Here is a 17,704-nt window from a genome sequence, read left to right as displayed (position 1 = left end):
TATAAATTTTTATGCATTCACGCTTGCGTTTTAATAGAGTATCTACTCCCAGAAGGTGCATTACGGGAATTAATCGCCCAGGGCTTAAAAACCCATATCGACAATGAGTTTCAGATGTTCTCTTATCTGGGTCAAGACTTACCAGGCGCATTGCTTGCCACACCGATGGAACCCAAAGATGTACCGATGAGTGTACTGACCACCCACGGCCAGGCTAAAGCCATACAATTCGAAGACAGCAACCAAGAAAATAAATTTTCCCTGGCAGGCATTCAGATGAAGTTTTCCATGAAGGAAAAGGATGGACGCTATAACCTGGCTAAAAATGGCGAGCTAGGTGACTGGATTATCAAAACTCCATCCACCAAACATAAAAATGTGCCTTTAAACGAATTCACCGCAATGTCCCTTGCCGCTTTGGCCAGTGTTGATATCCCAGATATCAGGCTCATTGAGTTGAATAAACTGGATAAGTTACCACAAATTAATCTACCCGATGAAAAGCTTGCTTTTGCAATCAAGCGTTTTGATCGTGATGGCAATACAAGAATTCATATGGAAGACTTTGCCCAAGTCTTAGTGAAATATCCGCATAAAAAATACGATTCCGCTAATTATGAGCAAATTGGCAAGGTGATTTACGATTTTTCCGGCGATGGACTATCTGATGCACAACAATTTGCCAGGCGCTTACTAGTAAATATTTTGCTGGCTAATGGCGATGCTCATCTAAAAAACTGGAGCCTTCTGTATCAAGATCAAGTTACACCAAGACTGTCTCCCGCATACGATATCGTAACCACCAGCGTTTATTTCGACAATGAAACTCAATTTGCCCTGAATCTTGGTAAAACGAAAGAGTGGTTTACAGTGACGGAAGACAATTTCCAATATTGGGCTAATAAGTCTGGTATTCCATGGCGTGCGCTCAAACCGCATATTGATGACACTATGGAAAAGGTGCGAACATTATGGCCTGAAGCTCTGAAAAATTTGCCGATGGAAGAAGAGCATAAAAACAAACTAAAAGCACACTGGCTTAAACTTCAAGCTGATTTTCGGATTGAAGTTTAAAATAAAGCTCCTTTTACAGAGTTTCTAGCGGAGTTGATTTATGCTGAATTGAAAAGCAAGCCTACTACTGAACTTCTATAATAATAGAGACTAACCTAACTTGTGTTTAGGTAGACTTAACAAAGAAAGTATTTTTTGATCTGTAGTAGAATTGTCACACGGTTAAAATTTAAGTGACGTTTGGTGTAGCATCAGTGTAGTAGGAATTGGTTGGGCGATTCCTGCAAGGAATTGATTTATTGGTATTTATAAATTTAGTAGGGTACTAAAAATCCTCGTGTCGACGGTTCGATTCCGCCCCTGGGCACCATGCTAAAGCCAAATAAATCAAGGCCTGATAAGATTATTCTTACCGGGCCTTTTTTATGTCTGAAATATTTTCCTGTCGATCTCCGATCGGGTTGGTGAAAAATTTTCCAAACAACCTTAGCGACCACAATCAAATTTATTCAACTCAGACTTAGAGCCGATGTCTCCAACGGAGAATAGTATTAGGGTGAACATTAAGATTGGATGCGGCCTTACGAACAGTCGAAGATTGATTTAAGGCATTTAGGTAATCAAGCCACTTAGACTTCTGTCGAAGATGGGCAAGAGGCGTACCCGTTAATGCATTAAATGTTTTCTTACACTCCTTACACCGATAACGCTGGAGCCCATTACTTAAGCCATGCCGAAACATTTCTGTATGCGAACAGTAAGGGCATATTCTATTTGCAGCAAAGGCAGTGTCAATCACTTCATAAACCTCAGGCTCACCTGGCAATTCATCCAATGTCGTAATCAATTTGGTACGTTGAATATGATCTAAGTGATATATATTAGAAATTAACTCTAAAAACTCAGTGGCTCTCATAACTACCCCCTATATTAGCGCTAAATTAATTTATACGCTCTTGCTATATAAAATTCCACACTTAACGACCGCACTTTCTGATTTTTATAGCTCTATGTTTTAGTCAATAAAAGCTAATCAACCCCAATAGCCCTTTGCCACCACAGCTACCCTAGATAGACTGATGGCTATACTATATAAAGATGGGCACGAAAAAGACCTTTGCCCATCCTACAAGTTGCTCATATTATTTCGTGCATGTTCCTTAGCATCGGCATTCAGCAGAACTGTAATGTTTTTTTTGCCTTGGCTTCATCTGCATGAACCCAAGCGCATTGACGCTACATGTCTAATTGCTCCCACAACAAACCGGTAACATTTGCTTTTCTTAAGGATATTTTTAACGTATATAAGATCATATCCTTACAGAAAACAAGACTACATCACAGCCTCATGACTCAGATGTTTCTTTAGCTTGCTGCAGTTTCTTTGCTATACGTTGCTTTGCCGCTTCAGGTAACTGACAAGAGACAGTATGTCCGTCCATATCGCCTAACGCCTTTTGTATCATACCCAATTGCCGTGCATAGCGAAGACAGGTTTTGCATATCAGATAATGCAATTTCAGTTCCATTCGTGTCGCCCAGGGTAGCGTGGTATCCATATTCTGTGATGTCAGTTCTATTATTTCTTTACATTTATACATAAGTTATTCCTTACTAAACCAGTTTGTTTCCAGACATAGTCTTAGTTTTACGCGGGTACGTGATAAAGTCACCCATAGCTGGTTATCTGTTTCAAAGCCTAATAAAGCGCAGCATTCTTCTGTTTCCAGGCCATCAACGGTACGCAATAACAACAGATCTGCCATACGTTGTGGTAAACGCGAAAGGCAGTCATTAAACGCGACCCAGAACTGTTCATCGTGCATGCTTTTTTCGGGCGTCCCCCATTCAATCAGATTAATTTTCCAGTGTCCCTGTTGGTCAAATTGATAGGCTAATACATTCTCAGCTGTTTCATCATCATTTAAGGTTGTGATTTCATGCCGGTTTTTTCTAAAATGATCAATGATTTTGTGCTTTAAAATCCCGACTAACCAGGTTCTTACTGTGGATTGACCTGAAAACCGATCAACGGCCTGTAGTCCTGCAAGCAGGGTTTCTTGTACCAAATCTTCTGCCGTCGCTTCTGAACGTACCCGTATTAACGCGTAACGATACAGAATATCACCATAGTCGTTAAGCCAGTTTTCAGGTGATGTGTCTGTCTGAGTCATAAGAATATCCATTCAAATAGATGAGTAGCATTAATTATAAATGATACGCATCTATCATCCCCTTGTTATTCGATATAGCTATCCTCGCTTCCAGGCATGGAATCTGGCAACCCACTGCAATAATTTCTCGGGCTGATGATTCTTTTTCCACACACCCGCGACATATTTATTGGCTTCTGCCATGGTGGGGTAGATATGAATCGTACCCAGAACTTTATTCAGGCCCAGTTTATATTTCATCGCTAGAACGAATTCGGCAATTAAATCGCCTGAATGTTCCCCGACTATGGTTACCCCTAATATTTTGTCTTTTCCAGGCACGGTCAAGACCTTAACAAAACCATCCGCTTCACCGTCGGCAATTGCACGGTCTAAATCATCTATCCCATAGACACTGGTTTCATAGGCAATGCCCTGCTCTTTTGCGTCTTGTTCATTGAGGCCGACACGCGCTACTTCAGGATCAGTAAAAGTGGCCCACGGAATCACTGAATAATCAGTTTTAAACTTTTTAAATGCACCGAATAAAGCATTGACCGAGGCATACCAGGCTTGATGTGCTGCCGTATGGGTAAACTGATAAGGCCCTGAAACATCACCACAGGCGTAAATATTTGGAAAATTGGTTTCCTGAAAATCATTAATTTGTACGGTACGTCGATCGGATAATTGCACGCCTAATTCTTCCAGACCATAGCCGGTAGTATTGGCAACACGCCCAATGGCTAATAATACTTGATCAAAAGGAATACGTACTTGCTCACCTTTATGTTCTGCCAGCAGAATTTTTTCGCCCTTTTCGATCATAAACTCTTTAGCAGTATGCCCCAGTCTGACGTCAATACCTTCTTTGATAAACCTGGCCGCGACGGCTTCCGAAACTTCAATATCTTCGCGGATCAGCAAACGCGGTGCCATTTCAACCTGTGTCACATTAACACCTAAACGGGCAAATGCCTGTGCTAACTCGCTACCAATCGGTCCACCGCCTAATACCAGCATACGTTTAGGCTGTACACGTAAGTTCCAGACGTTATCCGACGTTAAATAATCTATTTTATCCAGCCCAGGTATCGGTGGTACAAGCGGACGAGCACCAGCGGCAATGACGATAGAGCGTGTGGTGATAGTTTTCGTACCTTCTGCGGTCTTAACTTCAACTTCCCACGGTGAAATAATGTTTGCTTCACCAATAACGACATCAACGCCTAATTCAGTATAGCGTTCCACCGAATCATGGGGAGCAACCGTTTGTATAACCCCTTGTACACGCTCCATAACGTCGCTGAACTTAAAATCCGCTTTAATTTCATTAATGCCAAATTCTTTTGAGCGCTTTAACAGGGATAATAATTTGCTGGATTTGAGCAAGGCTTTAGAAGGCACACAACCGGTATTCAAACAATCCCCGCCCATTTTATGTTTTTCGATTAAAGTCACTTTCGCCTTAACCGCCGCTGCGATATAAGAGGTCACCAGCCCCGCCGATCCACCACCAATGACAACAATATTGTTAGCGAATTTTTTAGGTTTTTGCCATTTCTTATCCATTTTCTTTGCTCCTGATTGCTGTGACAATTTTTTTGGCAAGCAGAGGAAAAAGTCCTAATAATATGAAAGAGCCAAGTAATGCAGGTGATAAAACACCAGCCAGAGATTTAACTTTACCTAATTCAGTCCCTGCATTGACATAAACCACGGTACCAGCCAACATACCTATCTGACTTACCATATAAAAAGTCCAGGTTTTCATATTGGTTAAGCCCATTAACAGGTTAATCATAAAGAAAGGAAACAGCGGGACTAAGCGTAAAGAAAACAGGTAAAACCCGCCTTCGCGCTCCACCCCTTCATTAATGTCTTTAAGGGAATCGCCGAATTTTTCTGTAACGCTATCACGGAATAAAAACCGTGCCGCCAGAAAGGCCAGGGTTGCACCGATAGTCGAAGCAAAAGAAACAATTAAAGTTCCCCATAACACACCGAAAACAGCACCGCCCGCCAAGGTTAAAATTGTTGCTCCCGGGAGAGATAAACCGGTTACAGCGATATAAATCAGTGCATAAATAGCAATGGCTAATGAAGGATGTGCGGCTCGATAGTTTTCTATTGCTGATTGCTGCGCTTTCAAGGCTTCTAAAGTTAAGTAACTTCCTAAGTCAAAGTAAAAAAAAGCCCCTATAAAGGCAGCGATAAAAATCAGTAAAATAATGCGTGAAGATGTCATAGTATTTTTGTTGGAATAAATTATTTTAGTATGAGTCGTGTGGCACTCTAGTAACTTAGTTTATTTACTGACAGCGTTAATCGACCAGTCATAATCAATGTCCGCATCAAAAGGGTATGATACCGGCAAATCAGTACGATACCTGCGAATAAAAGACTCTACGCCCCCTACTTTATCGAAATCCTGCTTAAACCATTTAAATATTTTAGAAACCACGACTTCATCCTTAGCGATATACAATCCTTTTTTATCATTACGCAAGAAGGCATTCGCTTGCTCATCAAGCTGATTATTGAGTTTCGCTGCCGTATAGGGCTCGTTTCTTAAATCAGGGCAACTCACTGATGCGCATACGATCGCTAAATGAATACGCGGTTCACCCATAGGTCGAATAAGATTATTCTCGACATCATCTAAAGAAACGCTTTTGCCGCCAATCATTCCCGCTTCTTTTCCCCAGACAGGACTAAAAATACTACCGACATCTTTAATACTCTCTACAGGCCAGTGATCAACCACGGTTTTTAACGCTAAAATATTATAAGTATTAATATAGAACGCTAACGTTTCATCTCTACCGCTCAATGACTCCACAGGAAACGCAGAAATCTGCTGATAAACTTTGTCTACCAGACCATTTTTCTTCAAAGCAGCGTAATCAACCAAGGCTAATGGCGTGCCATGCTTTTCACCTTGCTTAACAGCACTCAACACGCTGGTATAATCTTTCCAGTCTGGTTCTACTGCTGCAACATTGTTTGCTAACAATAAACCCGCAATCACTTTTAACGCTGAATTTTTCATAAAACACCTTACTTATAACACAATAATTAGTAATGATAGGTCGTGGCAATAGCCGAAACCTTACTGTTTTTTTCTGATATTTTGTCCATAAGCGACATTTCCTTAGCAAGAACAATGGCTGTATTTATTTTTTCGTTTTGGCTAGAGACGTTAACCACACTGCAATTTCTTTATTAGCCTGCTCCGTCAAAACCACAAAACCTGCAATAGCGCCATTTGCATCAGCTGTAGCCGTCTTATGCGACAATGTAAACGAGCGCTTAGCAAGTAAACTGTTGCTATCACCTGAAAAAGCACTGACCGTAAATGTCATCACAACTTGCGCGTTATTTATCGATTCAAATTGCTGCTCAAATTCAGTTAATCGAATCTGTAATTTAAGCGCTGGCTGCTTTCCAGTCACTTTTATCCGGCGCTCTAATAAAGCAGGCAATGGTGCTTCCCAACGATCCAGATTGTAATAGGCAACAGCCGTCGCATCTTTATAAAGCAAACGATAGCGAATACGCTCACTCCACAACCAGACAGGGGCACTCAACGTTACCGGAATACTGTCAGCCTTAGCTAAGACTATTGGTCCAAGATCATGACTGACCGGTATAGCAGGATGGGAGCCGACACTGCAGGCCGTCACTATTCCCAAAAGCGATAGGGCTAACATTTTATTTATGATGCGTTTCATAGTGCCTCCTTAAATCCTGGTTCACCAGGTGCAAGTTGTAGCGGCTCAGCGCCAAATAAGAACATTTGCGGTTCGGTTTCTATCAGGGTGCCTACGCGATCGAAACGACGAGTAGTTGCTTGCAATTGCATAATCAGAGTATTTGCCTTAGGCAAAGTGGTCTGTAGCAACTGCTGACCTACTGCTGTGCCCGTGAGTATTAGTTCGCTAGATTGTCTGGATAAGGTAGCCAACTCTTTGCGCAGTTGTTGACTCAATCGTGTAAATTCATCAGTCAAATGATTCATTTTATTCAAAGAATGATGTGCATCTGCCGTTAATACAGGGACTTGGGCGAGTACTTTTTCAGCGTTATCTTGTAAATGATTGAATTTATCAGTGGCCGTTTCAACATTCACCAGAATCTGTTCCACATGCTGAGTATTTTTGTCATTCAACAAACGATTCAATCGGATCATCAGTTCATGTGTCTGGCTTAGCATTTCTTCGCCCGACACTGTCAAGCGCTCAATAAGTGAAGGCTTGATTGGAATACGATTGCCAGGCTGGCTGCCGCTTGGCAGCAGTTCCGGGTTATCGCCATTATCCTTCAGTGCGATTTGTGTTAAGCCTGTCACACCTTTCATATCCAGAGTGGCATAAATACCCCGAGTAAACTGAACTCCCTTGTTTATTTCCATAGGGACAACAATAAGTGCGGGATTATCCGGATCGAAAGCTATGCTTTTGACTCTACCGACTTCGATGCCACGATAATAGATAGTGGAACCGGCCTTAAGTCCGGTCACAGATGATCGTGTTTCGGCTATATACGTTTGCGTTTGATGCTGCACACCTCCCAGCCAGATACTGATAATCACAACACCTGCGATCAAAATAGTCATAAACAAGCCAGTCACCAACGCGAAGCTATCTTTACCCATGATTAACCTCCAATGCATTAAAAACCCGCTCAGCGCGGTGGTTGTGAAAAAAAAGTTTGATAAAAGGATGCTCGCAGCTAAGCACCTTTTCTAAAGTATCGAAGGCAATCAGCTGATGATCAGCCAATACTGCAACTTTACTGCAAAGATCCCGTAAAATATGTAAATCGTGGGTAATCATCACCACTGTAAAATTCAATTCCTGATGCAATTGGCGCAGCAGGGTTACAAAATCCTCACTGGCAATCGGGTCAAGGCCAGAAGTGGGCTCATCCAGTAATAATAATTCTGGCTCCAGAATCAATGCGCGGGCTAAAGCAGCTCGCTTGACCATTCCGCCGGATAATTCAGAGGGACTACGCATCGCAGCTTGAGAATCTAAGCCCACCATAGCCAATTTCATACACACCATTTGTTTTACCAATGTTTCATCGTTGATACCTAACTCCCGCAAAGGAAAGGCAATATTGTCAAACACACTCAGAGCACTAAACAGCGCACCGTTTTGAAATAACACGCCGGTTTGATTGCGCCGCTTTCTACATTCTGTAGCACACGATTCCTGCACCTGCTCACCCAATACTTTAAGCGTCCCTTTGCTAGGTGTTTCCAAACCAATGATCTCACGCATCAGTGTGGTTTTTCCGCTACCTGACGCCCCCACTAGCCCAAGTATTTCACCTTCTTCAAGACATAAACTAATATCTTGATGCACCAATTGATCAGCAAAATAAGTCCAGATATGTTCTAGCTCTACTGCATGCGGTTTGTTCATGGAAACCCCACATTTCTAAAGACAATGGAAAAAACAGTATCAACCATAATCACTGCCGTAATGCTAGCAACTACCGCATGTGTCGTTTCACTACCCAGACTCTCAGTATTAGGTTTAATCAGAAATCCGAAATGACAGGCAATCATCGCAATCATCATGCCAAACATAACGCCTTTGGCCAGACCTATATAAACATTAACCACAGGCACCGATTTAGGCAATTGCTCAAAAAATTGCTGATAAGAAATATCCAGTGCTAATTGAGCCGAAGCCATACCGCCCATCAAGGCAATCACATCGGTCCAGACTATTAATAAGGGCATAACCAAAGATAAGGCAACTACTTTAGGCAAAACCAGGCGTAGCGAATGGGAAATACCTAAAGCAGATAGCGCATCCAGCTCCTGAGTCACGCGCATAATGCCAATTTCAGCTGTCATTGAGGAACCAGAACGTCCGGCAATAATAATTGCTGCAAGCATAGGTCCCAGCTCTCGAATAATACTCAGCCCCAGTAAATCAATAATATAAATTTCTGCGCCAAAGCGTTGTAGTTGTAGCGAAGACAGATAGCTCATTGAGACACCCACTAATAAACCCACCAGTGCGGTAATGCCCAGGGCACTGACACCTGCTTTATATATCGTTAAGGAGATCTCCTTAAAAGGAATAGCACGTGGATGGCCTAACAAATAAATCATATCAAGCGTCAAGCGGCCAAATAAGGTAAGCCAGGCGCAAATATGTTGATAAAATCCTAAAAACATTGCCTCCCAGAAATGCAATACCATGGACAGATCAGGTAGCATCATTTGTGGCTCTGGGATTTTGCGCCCGTGCCATTGCTCGAATAAGCGTCGATGTTCCTCACGCATATGTAAATTACTTGGCAGTTGTTTACCCCAGGCCTGCCAGAGCAGAAAGGCCGCAGCACTATCCAGTCGATCTACCTGACTTATATCCCACTGTTTATCTTTACGAGTACCCAGTTTTTTAATCGCCTGGCGCAACTTTATCGACTCTGCCAGTGTGCGCAAAGTCCATTGCCCTTCTAGCATAATCAGATTTCCATTGCCCTCCTCTGGAAAGATCATGCCCGGTGTAGTAGCACTATGTAAGTTATTGTTAGTCATGAAATGCTTATCCAGATCGTTACTATTGGCTTATTAGTCGCCAGTCACAACAAAACCTTACTGAAGATAAAAAATTCAGTTTGCAGCGTTTAACCTCGTTGAATTAATTTTGTAAGGAATACGGCAATCGAATGACTAATCAGTGAATTTAATATTCAAACTTTCACTTAAATACTTAAATGAGGTATTCGTTATGAAATCAAATATTACAAAAACTATTCTAGGTGGCTTTGTCGGTACTCTGATGATGTCACTTATGATGAAATTTGCAGCACCAATGTTAATCGGGCACCCAATGGATATAGCCGCCATGCTGGGCAATATGATGGGCGGAGTATATGCCTTAGGCATGGCTGCCCATATGATGCTTGGCATTGTGGTTTTTCCATTGATCTATGCTTTTTTATTCTTGCGCTTTCTACCGGGAGCACCGGTTATAAAAGGTATGTTGTTTGGCACTATTTTATGGTTGATGGCTGCAACAGTCATCATGCCAATGGCTGGCGCAGGGTTTTTTATGTCTGAAATAGGCGGTATCAAAGCGGCTATGGCAGCATTGATGGGGCATCTCGTTTATGGTGGGTTGCTCGGTGTTGTTATAGGAAAAAATAGTTATTGCGCAAATGCAGATAAAGACTGAATTAGCTCAAATCAATCGAAACAGGAAAAAACCTGACTAACACTAATTTACCTCAAGATACTTATATTGAAGCGGTTAACCCAGATACATATCGAGAGCTGGTTGCAGAGTGCGCTTATCATAAAGCCGGAAATACTGGAAAAACTACCAGGCTTCAAACGACGGCTAAAATGGTTTTTAAACTATCGACCCGACCTCGCAGGTTTGGTATCACACTGGACTGAGCCAGGTCATGGCAATCGGCGTTTATTATCGCTGTTGCGCGGACATCGCATGAAGAAATTATTGCTGCGTATGCTGGATGAAACTGAATTTTTATCCGACTATGGCATCCGTTCGTTATCACGGTCTCATTTGGATACGCCCTACGTTTTCAACTGCTGTGATCATCTTGTGTCGGTGCAATACCAGCTAGGCGAATCCGAATCTGGTATTTTTGGAGGCAATTCCAACTGGCGTGGTCCTGTCTGGTTTCCAGTTAACGACTTACTGATTACCTAGCTAAAACGCTACGCCACTTATTATGGTGAAGATTTTAAAATCGAATGTCCCACCCATTCTGGACAGTACTTGACTCTCAATAAAATCGCCGATGAACTGGCCGTACGCTTAACAAGATTGTTCTGGCGTGATAAATCGGGACAACTACCCGTATTTGGCGCTAATGAAAAGCTGCAAACGGACCCGCATTTTAAAGATTATGTTCTGTTTCATGAATATTTTCATGGTGACAATGGATGCGGTGTCGGAACATCGTATCAAACCGGATGGACTAGGTTAGTAGCAAACTTACTTGAAGTAAAAAACTAAACTAATAACCGAATTTACAAACACATGAAATCATAAACTTAAACCTATGAAACGTTCTTTTTCTTTTATAAGAAAAGCCCTATCGCCACCCATTTTATATGATTCGATTAAAACTGCGCTGGTAGTCGGTTTACTCTTGAATCTTATCAATAACGGGCAGACATTATATGCGTTTGGACAAGCTATATTTCATCTAATTCGACAGGGACAAGCTTCGTTTAATGTGAAGGAAACAGGTGTCAATTGGAACAATTTTTACTCGATTTTTTTGTGCCATTTTGCGTTTCAGCATACTCCGGTGCAAAAGGCGCATTCACACAATGTCAGCCCCGGATGAAATTGAAAAAGGAAAATAAAAAAGTAAAAAGATCGGATAAATAATAATCTTGTAGCTTTTATCAACTCAAGTATTTACAACAAACAATATAGAGGTAACCTGTATCATGCGTATTCGCTTTATTTTAATCTCAGTTTGTATTCTCGCTTTTATCCTGGCAATTAAATTTGTTTGGCCTCCTGTGCTGTGGTCACTCCTCATTGTAGTCCCGCTAGTGCTTTTGGGTCTCCATGATATGTTTCAGTCCCGCCATTCGCTACGGAGAAACTTTCCACTGTTCAGTCGTAGTCGTTGGATTATGGAGGCAATCAGGCCCTATATCCGCCAGTATTTTATTGAATCCGATATTGACGGCAGTCCGATTAACCGGATGTTCCGCTCAATTGTTTACCAAAGGGCCAAAAATGCCCGGGAAACTGTGCCTTTCGGTACGCGGGTAGATACCTATCGTACCGGGTATGAATGGATTGGACACTCCCTTTCTGCCATAGATGTAGAAACATTGGATCCTGACCTGCGCGTATGCATAGGTGGACCCGATTGTAAGCAACCTTATCTGGCAAGCATATTCAATATTTCAGCGATGAGTTTTGGCGCTTTAAGTCGCAATGCCATTATGGCGCTTAATAGCGGTGCGAAAAAAGGCGGTTTTTATCACAATACCGGGGAAGGTGGTCTGAGTGAGCACCATTTAAAAAATGATGGCGACCTAGTCTGGCAGATAGGAACCGGCTATTTTAGCTGTCGGGATAAACACGGTCATTTTTCGCCTGAACTTTTTGCTGAAAAAGCCAAACTGAATTCTGTACGCATGATTGAGATTAAACTGTCGCAGGGTGCCAAGCCCGGTCATGGTGGTATTTTACCAGCGGATAAAAATACTCCGGAGATAGCCAAAATCAGAGGCGTAACGGCCGCCACTGATATTATCTCACCACCCACGCACAGCGCATTTGATTCGCCGCTCGGTCTAATGAAATTTATTGCACAACTGCGTGATCTCGCAGAAGGTAAACCGATAGGTTTCAAACTCTGCATTGGTAGAGAAAGTGAATTCATTGCCATTTGCAAAGCCATGGTCGAAACAGGCATTGTCGCTGATTTTATTACTATCGATGGCGGTGAAGGGGGTACCGGCGCGGCGCCATTGGAATATACCAATTCGGTAGGGATGCCATTACGTGAGGCGCTGGCATTTGTCGATGATGCACTGATCGGTTTCGGACTGAGACAACATATCCGCATCATTGCTTCAGGAAAAGTGCTTACTGCCTTTCATCTGGTTAAAAACCTGGCTTTAGGTGCTGATCTTTGTAATAGTGCCCGGGGTATGATGTTTGCTCTCGGTTGTGTGCAATCACTCACCTGCAACAGTGATCATTGTCCAACCGGCGTTGCCACACAAAATCCAGAACTTTATCGGGGTCTGGTGGTGACTGACAAGGCTAAACGGGTTGCACAGTTTCACGAAAAGACCGTGCATGCGGCAGTTGATCTTATTACTTCAGCAGGTCTGAGTCATACCAGCGAACTAAATCGAACGCATATTTATCGCCGTGTCAGCCAAAACCAGATTCAGCGTTATGATCAAATATTTCCTTATATGAAGCCAAAACAACTGTTATCAGAAGACCTGCCTGAAGCATTTGCTCTTTATGTTCAGGAAGCAACATCAACCAGCTTTATGCCAACGCATTGTTTAACCCGGTTGGATGACGAATTTCAGGCAATTGAGCCCTGCATTCATACCAACGACCAGATGGAATTAAAAAATGAAAACGCCTGATCTCTTAATTAAAGCTTTGGAATCCGGAGTTGTGGACTATATTTCCGGTATTCCAGGTAAGGAAAATCTTGATTTTCTCATTTCACCCAAAAGTGTTTCGTTTACGTACGTGTTGTTGAATTGTTTGTCATGATGATTATTTTGTCCCTGTTTGCTCAGTGCCGCTATCTTTTTTGCCTAGTAACCGCCATTGGTGGCCATTACGCGCCAATAGCTCATCAGCAGCCTTTGGGCCTTCACTCCCTGCTTCGTAAATTAAGTTACCCTCTTGCCCAAAAGTTCTCTCCCGTAAAATTCCTTTGCTTTCCTCTAAATTTACGTGCAATCGCAAAGGCACTTTTCCCTTTTATATAACCCACTACATTTGATACTGCAAATTTAGGTGGGATACTCAAACAAATATGCACATGGTCTCTCATCAAATGACCTTCTAATATTTCAATACCCTTTTGCTTTGCAAGCTCATGAAGTATCTCTCCAAGGTAGTTTCGTAAATTGCCATAGATGACTTTCTTTCTTTTTTTCGGAATAAATACAATATGCTATTTGCAATCCCACTTAGTATGCAACAAACTCTTATAGTCTTTCATTATCATATCCTTAAATTTCTTGGTCGAAATTCAAAGATACTGCGATACTACCGATAACGGTAAAACCTATGAGAGTCTCCCCAGCATAGCTGGTGGTTTACCTTATTTAATTAACAATCTTAGCTTAACCTTCTCTTTAGTAGGATGAATATAATGATTTTTCAAGAAAATAGACTCTATACCTTTTTAATATGCGGAATGCTCTTACAAATCTCATTTGAAGTCCAGGCAACGCTACCCTCGCCTGCATCCAAAGCTAAGGTTAGCTCACTCCCTGATGATACACAGCCTATCATTATAAAGTTTACTAACAAACCTTTTTCTGAAATTGCCACTTCAATTGAACAACAAAGCAATATCAAGATTCAAATAGTACCCTTTCTGCAAAATAAACTGATCACTGCTGATATCCATGCTAGTAGCTGGGAAAACGCAATAGCCCAGTTATTAAATAATTATAACCGGGCTGGATTTATTGATAAATATGGACGGACTAGTCGAATTCTAGTGACCGGAATAAACGGTAATGGCAGTGATTCCATTACCTCACCTGAAGACCTTTTCAACTATTCAGAAAACAATGTGTTGCAGAAAATACCTGATCATCTAAAAAAACTGCCTGACGGGTCAGTTATCAGGATTAATTTCAATAAATCAATGCTAAAAAATATGGTTCTGGGCGATGCACTTCCCTTATCATTACCCATAGGGCAGTTTAATGTCATTCATGATAATTTCGTGTCTGATAAAAACGGTGATTTTACCTGGATTGGCTATATTGAAGGGGCATTCCCTAAAAGCAGGGTCATACTAACCTTTGACAATAATCATAGTTTTGGGAGAATTCAAACGCCTTATGGCGTGTTCCGTGTAGAAACCAGTGCCGGTGTAGACTGGCTGGTGGACGTTGAAGGTGCAGGCTTGAATCCTGAACCTCTACAGGAAGATACGATTGTGAATCAACTTCCTGTCGCGGAACAGTCTGGTACTGATACAGAATTAACCAATAATATCAATCCTTTGAAAATTCAACAGCCTACTTCTTATGTTGTTAACACCAACATTACAGCCAAGGATTTAAAAAAATCTACAACGGTAACGCATGCAAACAAGCAATCCCTGCCAATCGCTGCAAAGAGTATACCAGCAAAAATAGTAACAATTGATATCATGGTACTATTTACGGAAGGACTGGAGACAGCTCGAATCAAAAACCTGATTGAGATATCTAATCAGGCATTTAAAGACAGTCATGTGCAAATCCAATTACGCCTGGTGCATACACAACGTGTTTATTACCCCTATCCTACCTCAAATGAGACTGCGCTTTACGACTTGAGTTTTGGGCGAAAAACCTTAACCGGCTTTGATGCTTTACGCATAACTCATGGTGCTGACCTGGTTAGCTTTATTAGACCCTTTGACGCTGAAATACACAAAGGCTGTGGCCTTGCCTGGATCGGTGGTGCAGGAGGACGCAAGTTTAATTCTGCTGAGGCTTATTCAGTTGTCAGTAATGGTATTGACGATTTTCACTATTGTACGGATTATACTTTTGTTCATGAACTCAGTCATAATATGGGCAGTTCTCATGACCGGGAAAATGCAAGTTATCAAGGCATATTTCCTTATTCCTACGGTCATAATGTTGACGGACAATATGGAACAATCATGAGTTACTCGGCTGCTGAGCTTGGTCTTTTTTCTAACCCAGGCATCACCTGTCTAGACCAACCCTGTGGGGTTGATGTAGAACAAGAAAACCCAGCCGACAATGCTCTATCTTTAAACTACGCTGCAACAGCCGTTGCCGGGTTTATGCAATCTGTCCATTCTGACTCATTATTCGAAACCAATAAGAAAAAACCATTAGAATTATTTAACTCCGAGAATTAATTATTTTACCCCCTCCATCTCTTCACTTCGTCCCCGCAACAGGATTTTATGTTGTGTTTGCTATCTGACCTAATAGCTAGATACACTGTACTTGTTATCCATAGCCAGTTGCTCTTCAGTCATATCAATACCCATTACATGACCTGACTCACCGACTAAACGTGACAATAAATAACAATCACGGCCCGTGCCACAACCAAGATCCAGGACCGTAGCGCCTTCTAAAGCAGGTGATAAAGGCGTTCCGCAACCGTAATAACGGGCAACGACTTCAGGGTGCAAGTCAGATAATAAAGGGCGTAAGTGTACAGGGACAGAGTCTAATGTACAGCAAGCGCTGGTTTTCAAGTCCTGACTGGATTGCAAGACCTGTCCATAATAGTTTTGTACTGATTCACTGATTGCTGTGTCGTTCATGTAAGCTTCGGAATAAGTAGTGACGCGACCGAAATCTTTTTGAAAGCACGTTTTTTATGAAAAATTAGAAAATGAGTCGTAAAGATACAGGACTCCTTACAATCATTTAAAAAATTTATATTTTGAGAAAAACTTATATCGCCCTAATATCATCAGAAAAATACCGCCTAACATTATAGAAGCTGAAACCATCAAACGAAGCGTGATTGTTTCTGATATAAATATAACGCCACCCAGTGCTGCAATAACGGGTACTAACAACTGAACAGCCGCAGCCTGTGTGGCTGAAAGACCTCTAAGAGCAAGATACCATACGGTATAACCCATCCCTGATGCAATACCGCCTGATAAGACAGCTAATAAAATTCCTTCTGAAGAATAATTTGCATTTTTAACGGTGATCACTAACAAAATTAAAACCAGGGGAATCGTCCTAATAAAGTTATCGCCCGTGTCTATTAAGGGATTGTTTGCCCCTCGTCCTATAAGCGTATAAATACCCCATGCAATACCAGCCAGACTCATCAGCAAAAAACCGTTTATAGATGGCATCGTAATCTCTGGTAGCATCAAATATACAAAGCCAGCAAAAGCAATGAATACACCTAACCACTCAGAAATATGTAATCTGTTTCCTGAAATAAGTGATAGCAATACCATGGTTATTTGCACCGATCCAAATAAGATGAGCGCACCTGTTGCTGTATCCAGAGTAATATAGGCGAAAGAAAAAGCAGTGGCATACAAAAATAGCATCAGGCTGGCAAACCAGCTACCATTTTGTAGGGGAGAACTCGTTTTATGATTAGCCATTTTAATAATGACTAAGAGAATTATCACTCCAGAGAGTAAGCGTATGACAGTGAAGCTCGCGGCATCAATAGCCCCTGCTCCCAATGCTAATCGACACAGCACCGAATTAGCCGCAAAGGCTAATAATGCAAGGCTAGTATAAAATATCGTTTTTACTACGCTATGATTTGAATCCATATTAATCTAAACGAGATCCGGGTATTTTGACTTCCAATCCTGCCAAGTTGTATGCAGCACTGACAGTCATACAAGGCTCTGCCCTTTCTGTCTCTCACTAATTGCTTGCGTCATTAATGAGACCACAACGACAGGATTTGCCGGTCGTATTGCAATACATCACTGTTATATAAAAGCTCTGGTACACCAAAAGTGAGTGCCTTGCCATTGATGTAAGACAAAAAGGTCATTCCACTACCGCATAATGGACAAAAAGTAATAACGACTGGCTTTCCATTAAACTGATCATTAACAATCTCGTGCCAATTAAGAATATTTATCGGATAAGCCTTATCTGTTGAAACGAATGCTGGCTTATCGATAGCGGTAACGCTATTTTTACCCGGTCCACCACTTAGAATATGACCTACTGGCAGCAAAGCGCTTTCAGGATTGAACCCGTTTTTACTTTGCGTAAAACACCTGTTAGCTAAAAAAACAGTAGCCATAATGACACCATCATCAAA

20 protein-coding genes and 1 pseudogene are annotated in these 17,704 nt (G+C 41.7%); 6 read left to right on the top strand and 15 right to left on the bottom strand.

What is annotated here, in order from left to right:
- The first annotated feature begins 15 nt into the window (after window positions 1-15).
- Entirely contained in the window at window positions 16-1,074 is a 1,059-nt protein-coding gene (locus AU255_RS06395; RefSeq protein WP_080522097.1) for a type II toxin-antitoxin system HipA family toxin, read from the top strand.
- Between the two features lie 460 nt (window positions 1,075-1,534).
- Here AU255_RS06395 and AU255_RS21060 read toward each other — a convergent pair whose 3' ends face one another.
- From AU255_RS21060 to AU255_RS06350, 10 genes are all read right to left on the bottom strand, one after another.
- Entirely contained in the window at window positions 1,535-1,930 is a 396-nt protein-coding gene (locus tag AU255_RS21060) for an IS1/IS1595 family N-terminal zinc-binding domain-containing protein (RefSeq protein ID WP_080522096.1), read from the bottom strand.
- Between the two features lie 430 nt (window positions 1,931-2,360).
- Entirely contained in the window at window positions 2,361-2,615 is a 255-nt protein-coding gene (locus AU255_RS06385; RefSeq protein ID WP_080522095.1) for an anti-sigma factor family protein, read from the bottom strand.
- A 3-nt stretch (window positions 2,616-2,618) separates the two neighbouring features.
- Window positions 2,619-3,188 (bottom strand): sigma-70 family RNA polymerase sigma factor, encoded by a 570-nt coding sequence (locus AU255_RS06380; protein ID WP_158083069.1) that lies wholly within the window; start codon window positions 3,186-3,188, stop codon window positions 2,619-2,621.
- A gap of 78 nt (window positions 3,189-3,266) precedes the next feature.
- A complete protein-coding gene (locus AU255_RS06375; RefSeq protein WP_332889031.1) occupies window positions 3,267-4,739 on the bottom strand; it encodes a dihydrolipoyl dehydrogenase family protein in 1,473 nt (490 codons plus the stop codon).
- The gene (locus AU255_RS21205; protein ID WP_332889030.1) at window positions 4,732-5,415 is read right to left on the bottom strand and encodes a TVP38/TMEM64 family protein; all 684 of its coding nucleotides are present in this window, start codon (window positions 5,413-5,415) and stop codon (window positions 4,732-4,734) included. Before AU255_RS21205 ends, AU255_RS06375 begins: the two co-directional genes overlap by 8 nt.
- A 60-nt stretch (window positions 5,416-5,475) precedes the next feature.
- Window positions 5,476-6,219: a DUF547 domain-containing protein gene (locus AU255_RS06370; protein WP_080522093.1), complete on the bottom strand. Its 744-nt coding sequence runs from the start codon at window positions 6,217-6,219 to the stop codon at window positions 5,476-5,478.
- A gap of 124 nt (window positions 6,220-6,343) precedes the next feature.
- Entirely contained in the window at window positions 6,344-6,901 is a 558-nt protein-coding gene (locus tag AU255_RS06365) for an ABC-type transport auxiliary lipoprotein family protein (protein ID WP_080522092.1), read from the bottom strand.
- Window positions 6,898-7,824, bottom strand: coding sequence for an MlaD family protein (locus AU255_RS06360; RefSeq protein WP_158083068.1), 927 nt, complete (start codon window positions 7,822-7,824; stop codon window positions 6,898-6,900). Before AU255_RS06360 ends, AU255_RS06365 begins: the two co-directional genes overlap by 4 nt.
- Window positions 7,817-8,599: an ABC transporter ATP-binding protein gene (locus AU255_RS06355; RefSeq protein WP_080522090.1), complete on the bottom strand. Its 783-nt coding sequence runs from the start codon at window positions 8,597-8,599 to the stop codon at window positions 7,817-7,819. The genes AU255_RS06360 and AU255_RS06355 overlap by 8 nt, the downstream gene beginning before the upstream one ends.
- A complete protein-coding gene (locus AU255_RS06350) occupies window positions 8,596-9,732 on the bottom strand; it encodes an ABC transporter permease (RefSeq protein ID WP_080522089.1) in 1,137 nt (378 codons plus the stop codon). Before AU255_RS06350 ends, AU255_RS06355 begins: the two co-directional genes overlap by 4 nt.
- 193 nt (window positions 9,733-9,925) lie before the next feature.
- Between AU255_RS06350 and AU255_RS06345 the strand changes: the two genes are divergently transcribed.
- From AU255_RS06345 to AU255_RS06325, 4 genes are all read left to right on the top strand, one after another.
- Window positions 9,926-10,372: a DUF6789 family protein gene (locus AU255_RS06345; RefSeq protein ID WP_080522088.1), complete on the top strand. Its 447-nt coding sequence runs from the start codon at window positions 9,926-9,928 to the stop codon at window positions 10,370-10,372.
- A 66-nt stretch (window positions 10,373-10,438) separates the two neighbouring features.
- Complete coding sequence (locus AU255_RS06340; RefSeq protein WP_080522087.1) at window positions 10,439-10,873, top strand: hypothetical protein; 435 nt, start codon at window positions 10,439-10,441, stop codon at window positions 10,871-10,873.
- Window positions 10,874-10,942: 69 nt separating this feature from the next.
- Window positions 10,943-11,182: a hypothetical protein gene (locus AU255_RS06335; protein WP_080522086.1), complete on the top strand. Its 240-nt coding sequence runs from the start codon at window positions 10,943-10,945 to the stop codon at window positions 11,180-11,182.
- A gap of 572 nt (window positions 11,183-11,754) precedes the next feature.
- Window positions 11,755-13,305 carry an FMN-binding glutamate synthase family protein gene (locus tag AU255_RS06325; protein ID WP_198942552.1) on the top strand — a complete coding sequence of 517 codons (1,551 nt, stop codon included), beginning with the start codon at window positions 11,755-11,757 and terminating at the stop codon, window positions 13,303-13,305.
- 136 nt (window positions 13,306-13,441) lie between these two features.
- Here the strand turns inward: AU255_RS06325 and AU255_RS21330 are convergent, their stop codons facing one another.
- Together AU255_RS21330 and tnpA are read right to left on the bottom strand one after the other, a co-directional pair.
- A complete protein-coding gene (locus AU255_RS21330; RefSeq protein ID WP_408606473.1) occupies window positions 13,442-13,636 on the bottom strand; it encodes a hypothetical protein in 195 nt (64 codons plus the stop codon).
- Window positions 13,569-13,844, bottom strand: a pseudogene (gene tnpA / locus AU255_RS06320) (IS200/IS605 family transposase); the annotation flags it as partial. The pseudogene tnpA and the gene AU255_RS21330, both read right to left, overlap by 68 nt.
- A 204-nt stretch (window positions 13,845-14,048) precedes the next feature.
- Between tnpA and AU255_RS06315 the strand changes: the two are divergent.
- The gene (locus AU255_RS06315; protein WP_158083066.1) at window positions 14,049-15,791 is read left to right on the top strand and encodes a reprolysin-like metallopeptidase; all 1,743 of its coding nucleotides are present in this window, start codon (window positions 14,049-14,051) and stop codon (window positions 15,789-15,791) included.
- 69 nt (window positions 15,792-15,860) lie between these two features.
- Here the strand turns inward: AU255_RS06315 and AU255_RS06310 are convergent, their stop codons facing one another.
- From AU255_RS06310 to AU255_RS06300, 3 genes are all read right to left on the bottom strand, one after another.
- On the bottom strand, window positions 15,861-16,208 hold the full coding sequence (locus AU255_RS06310) for a methyltransferase domain-containing protein (RefSeq protein ID WP_080522082.1): 348 nt from the start codon (window positions 16,206-16,208) through the stop codon (window positions 15,861-15,863).
- Between the two features lie 102 nt (window positions 16,209-16,310).
- Window positions 16,311-17,198, bottom strand: coding sequence for a DMT family transporter (locus AU255_RS06305; protein WP_080522081.1), 888 nt, complete (start codon window positions 17,196-17,198; stop codon window positions 16,311-16,313).
- Between the two features lie 113 nt (window positions 17,199-17,311).
- Window positions 17,312-17,686 (bottom strand): DUF3179 domain-containing (seleno)protein, encoded by a 375-nt coding sequence (locus AU255_RS06300; RefSeq protein ID WP_080522080.1) that lies wholly within the window; start codon window positions 17,684-17,686, stop codon window positions 17,312-17,314.
- Between the last annotated feature and the right edge of the window lie 18 nt (window positions 17,687-17,704).

The sequence above is a fragment of the Methyloprofundus sedimenti genome, from assembly GCF_002072955.1.
GTDB classification, from domain to species: domain Bacteria; phylum Pseudomonadota; class Gammaproteobacteria; order Methylococcales; family Methylomonadaceae; genus Methyloprofundus; species Methyloprofundus sedimenti.
The sequence above is the reverse complement of the archived record's forward strand: the minus strand, read 5'-3'. Positions and strand labels throughout refer to the sequence as shown.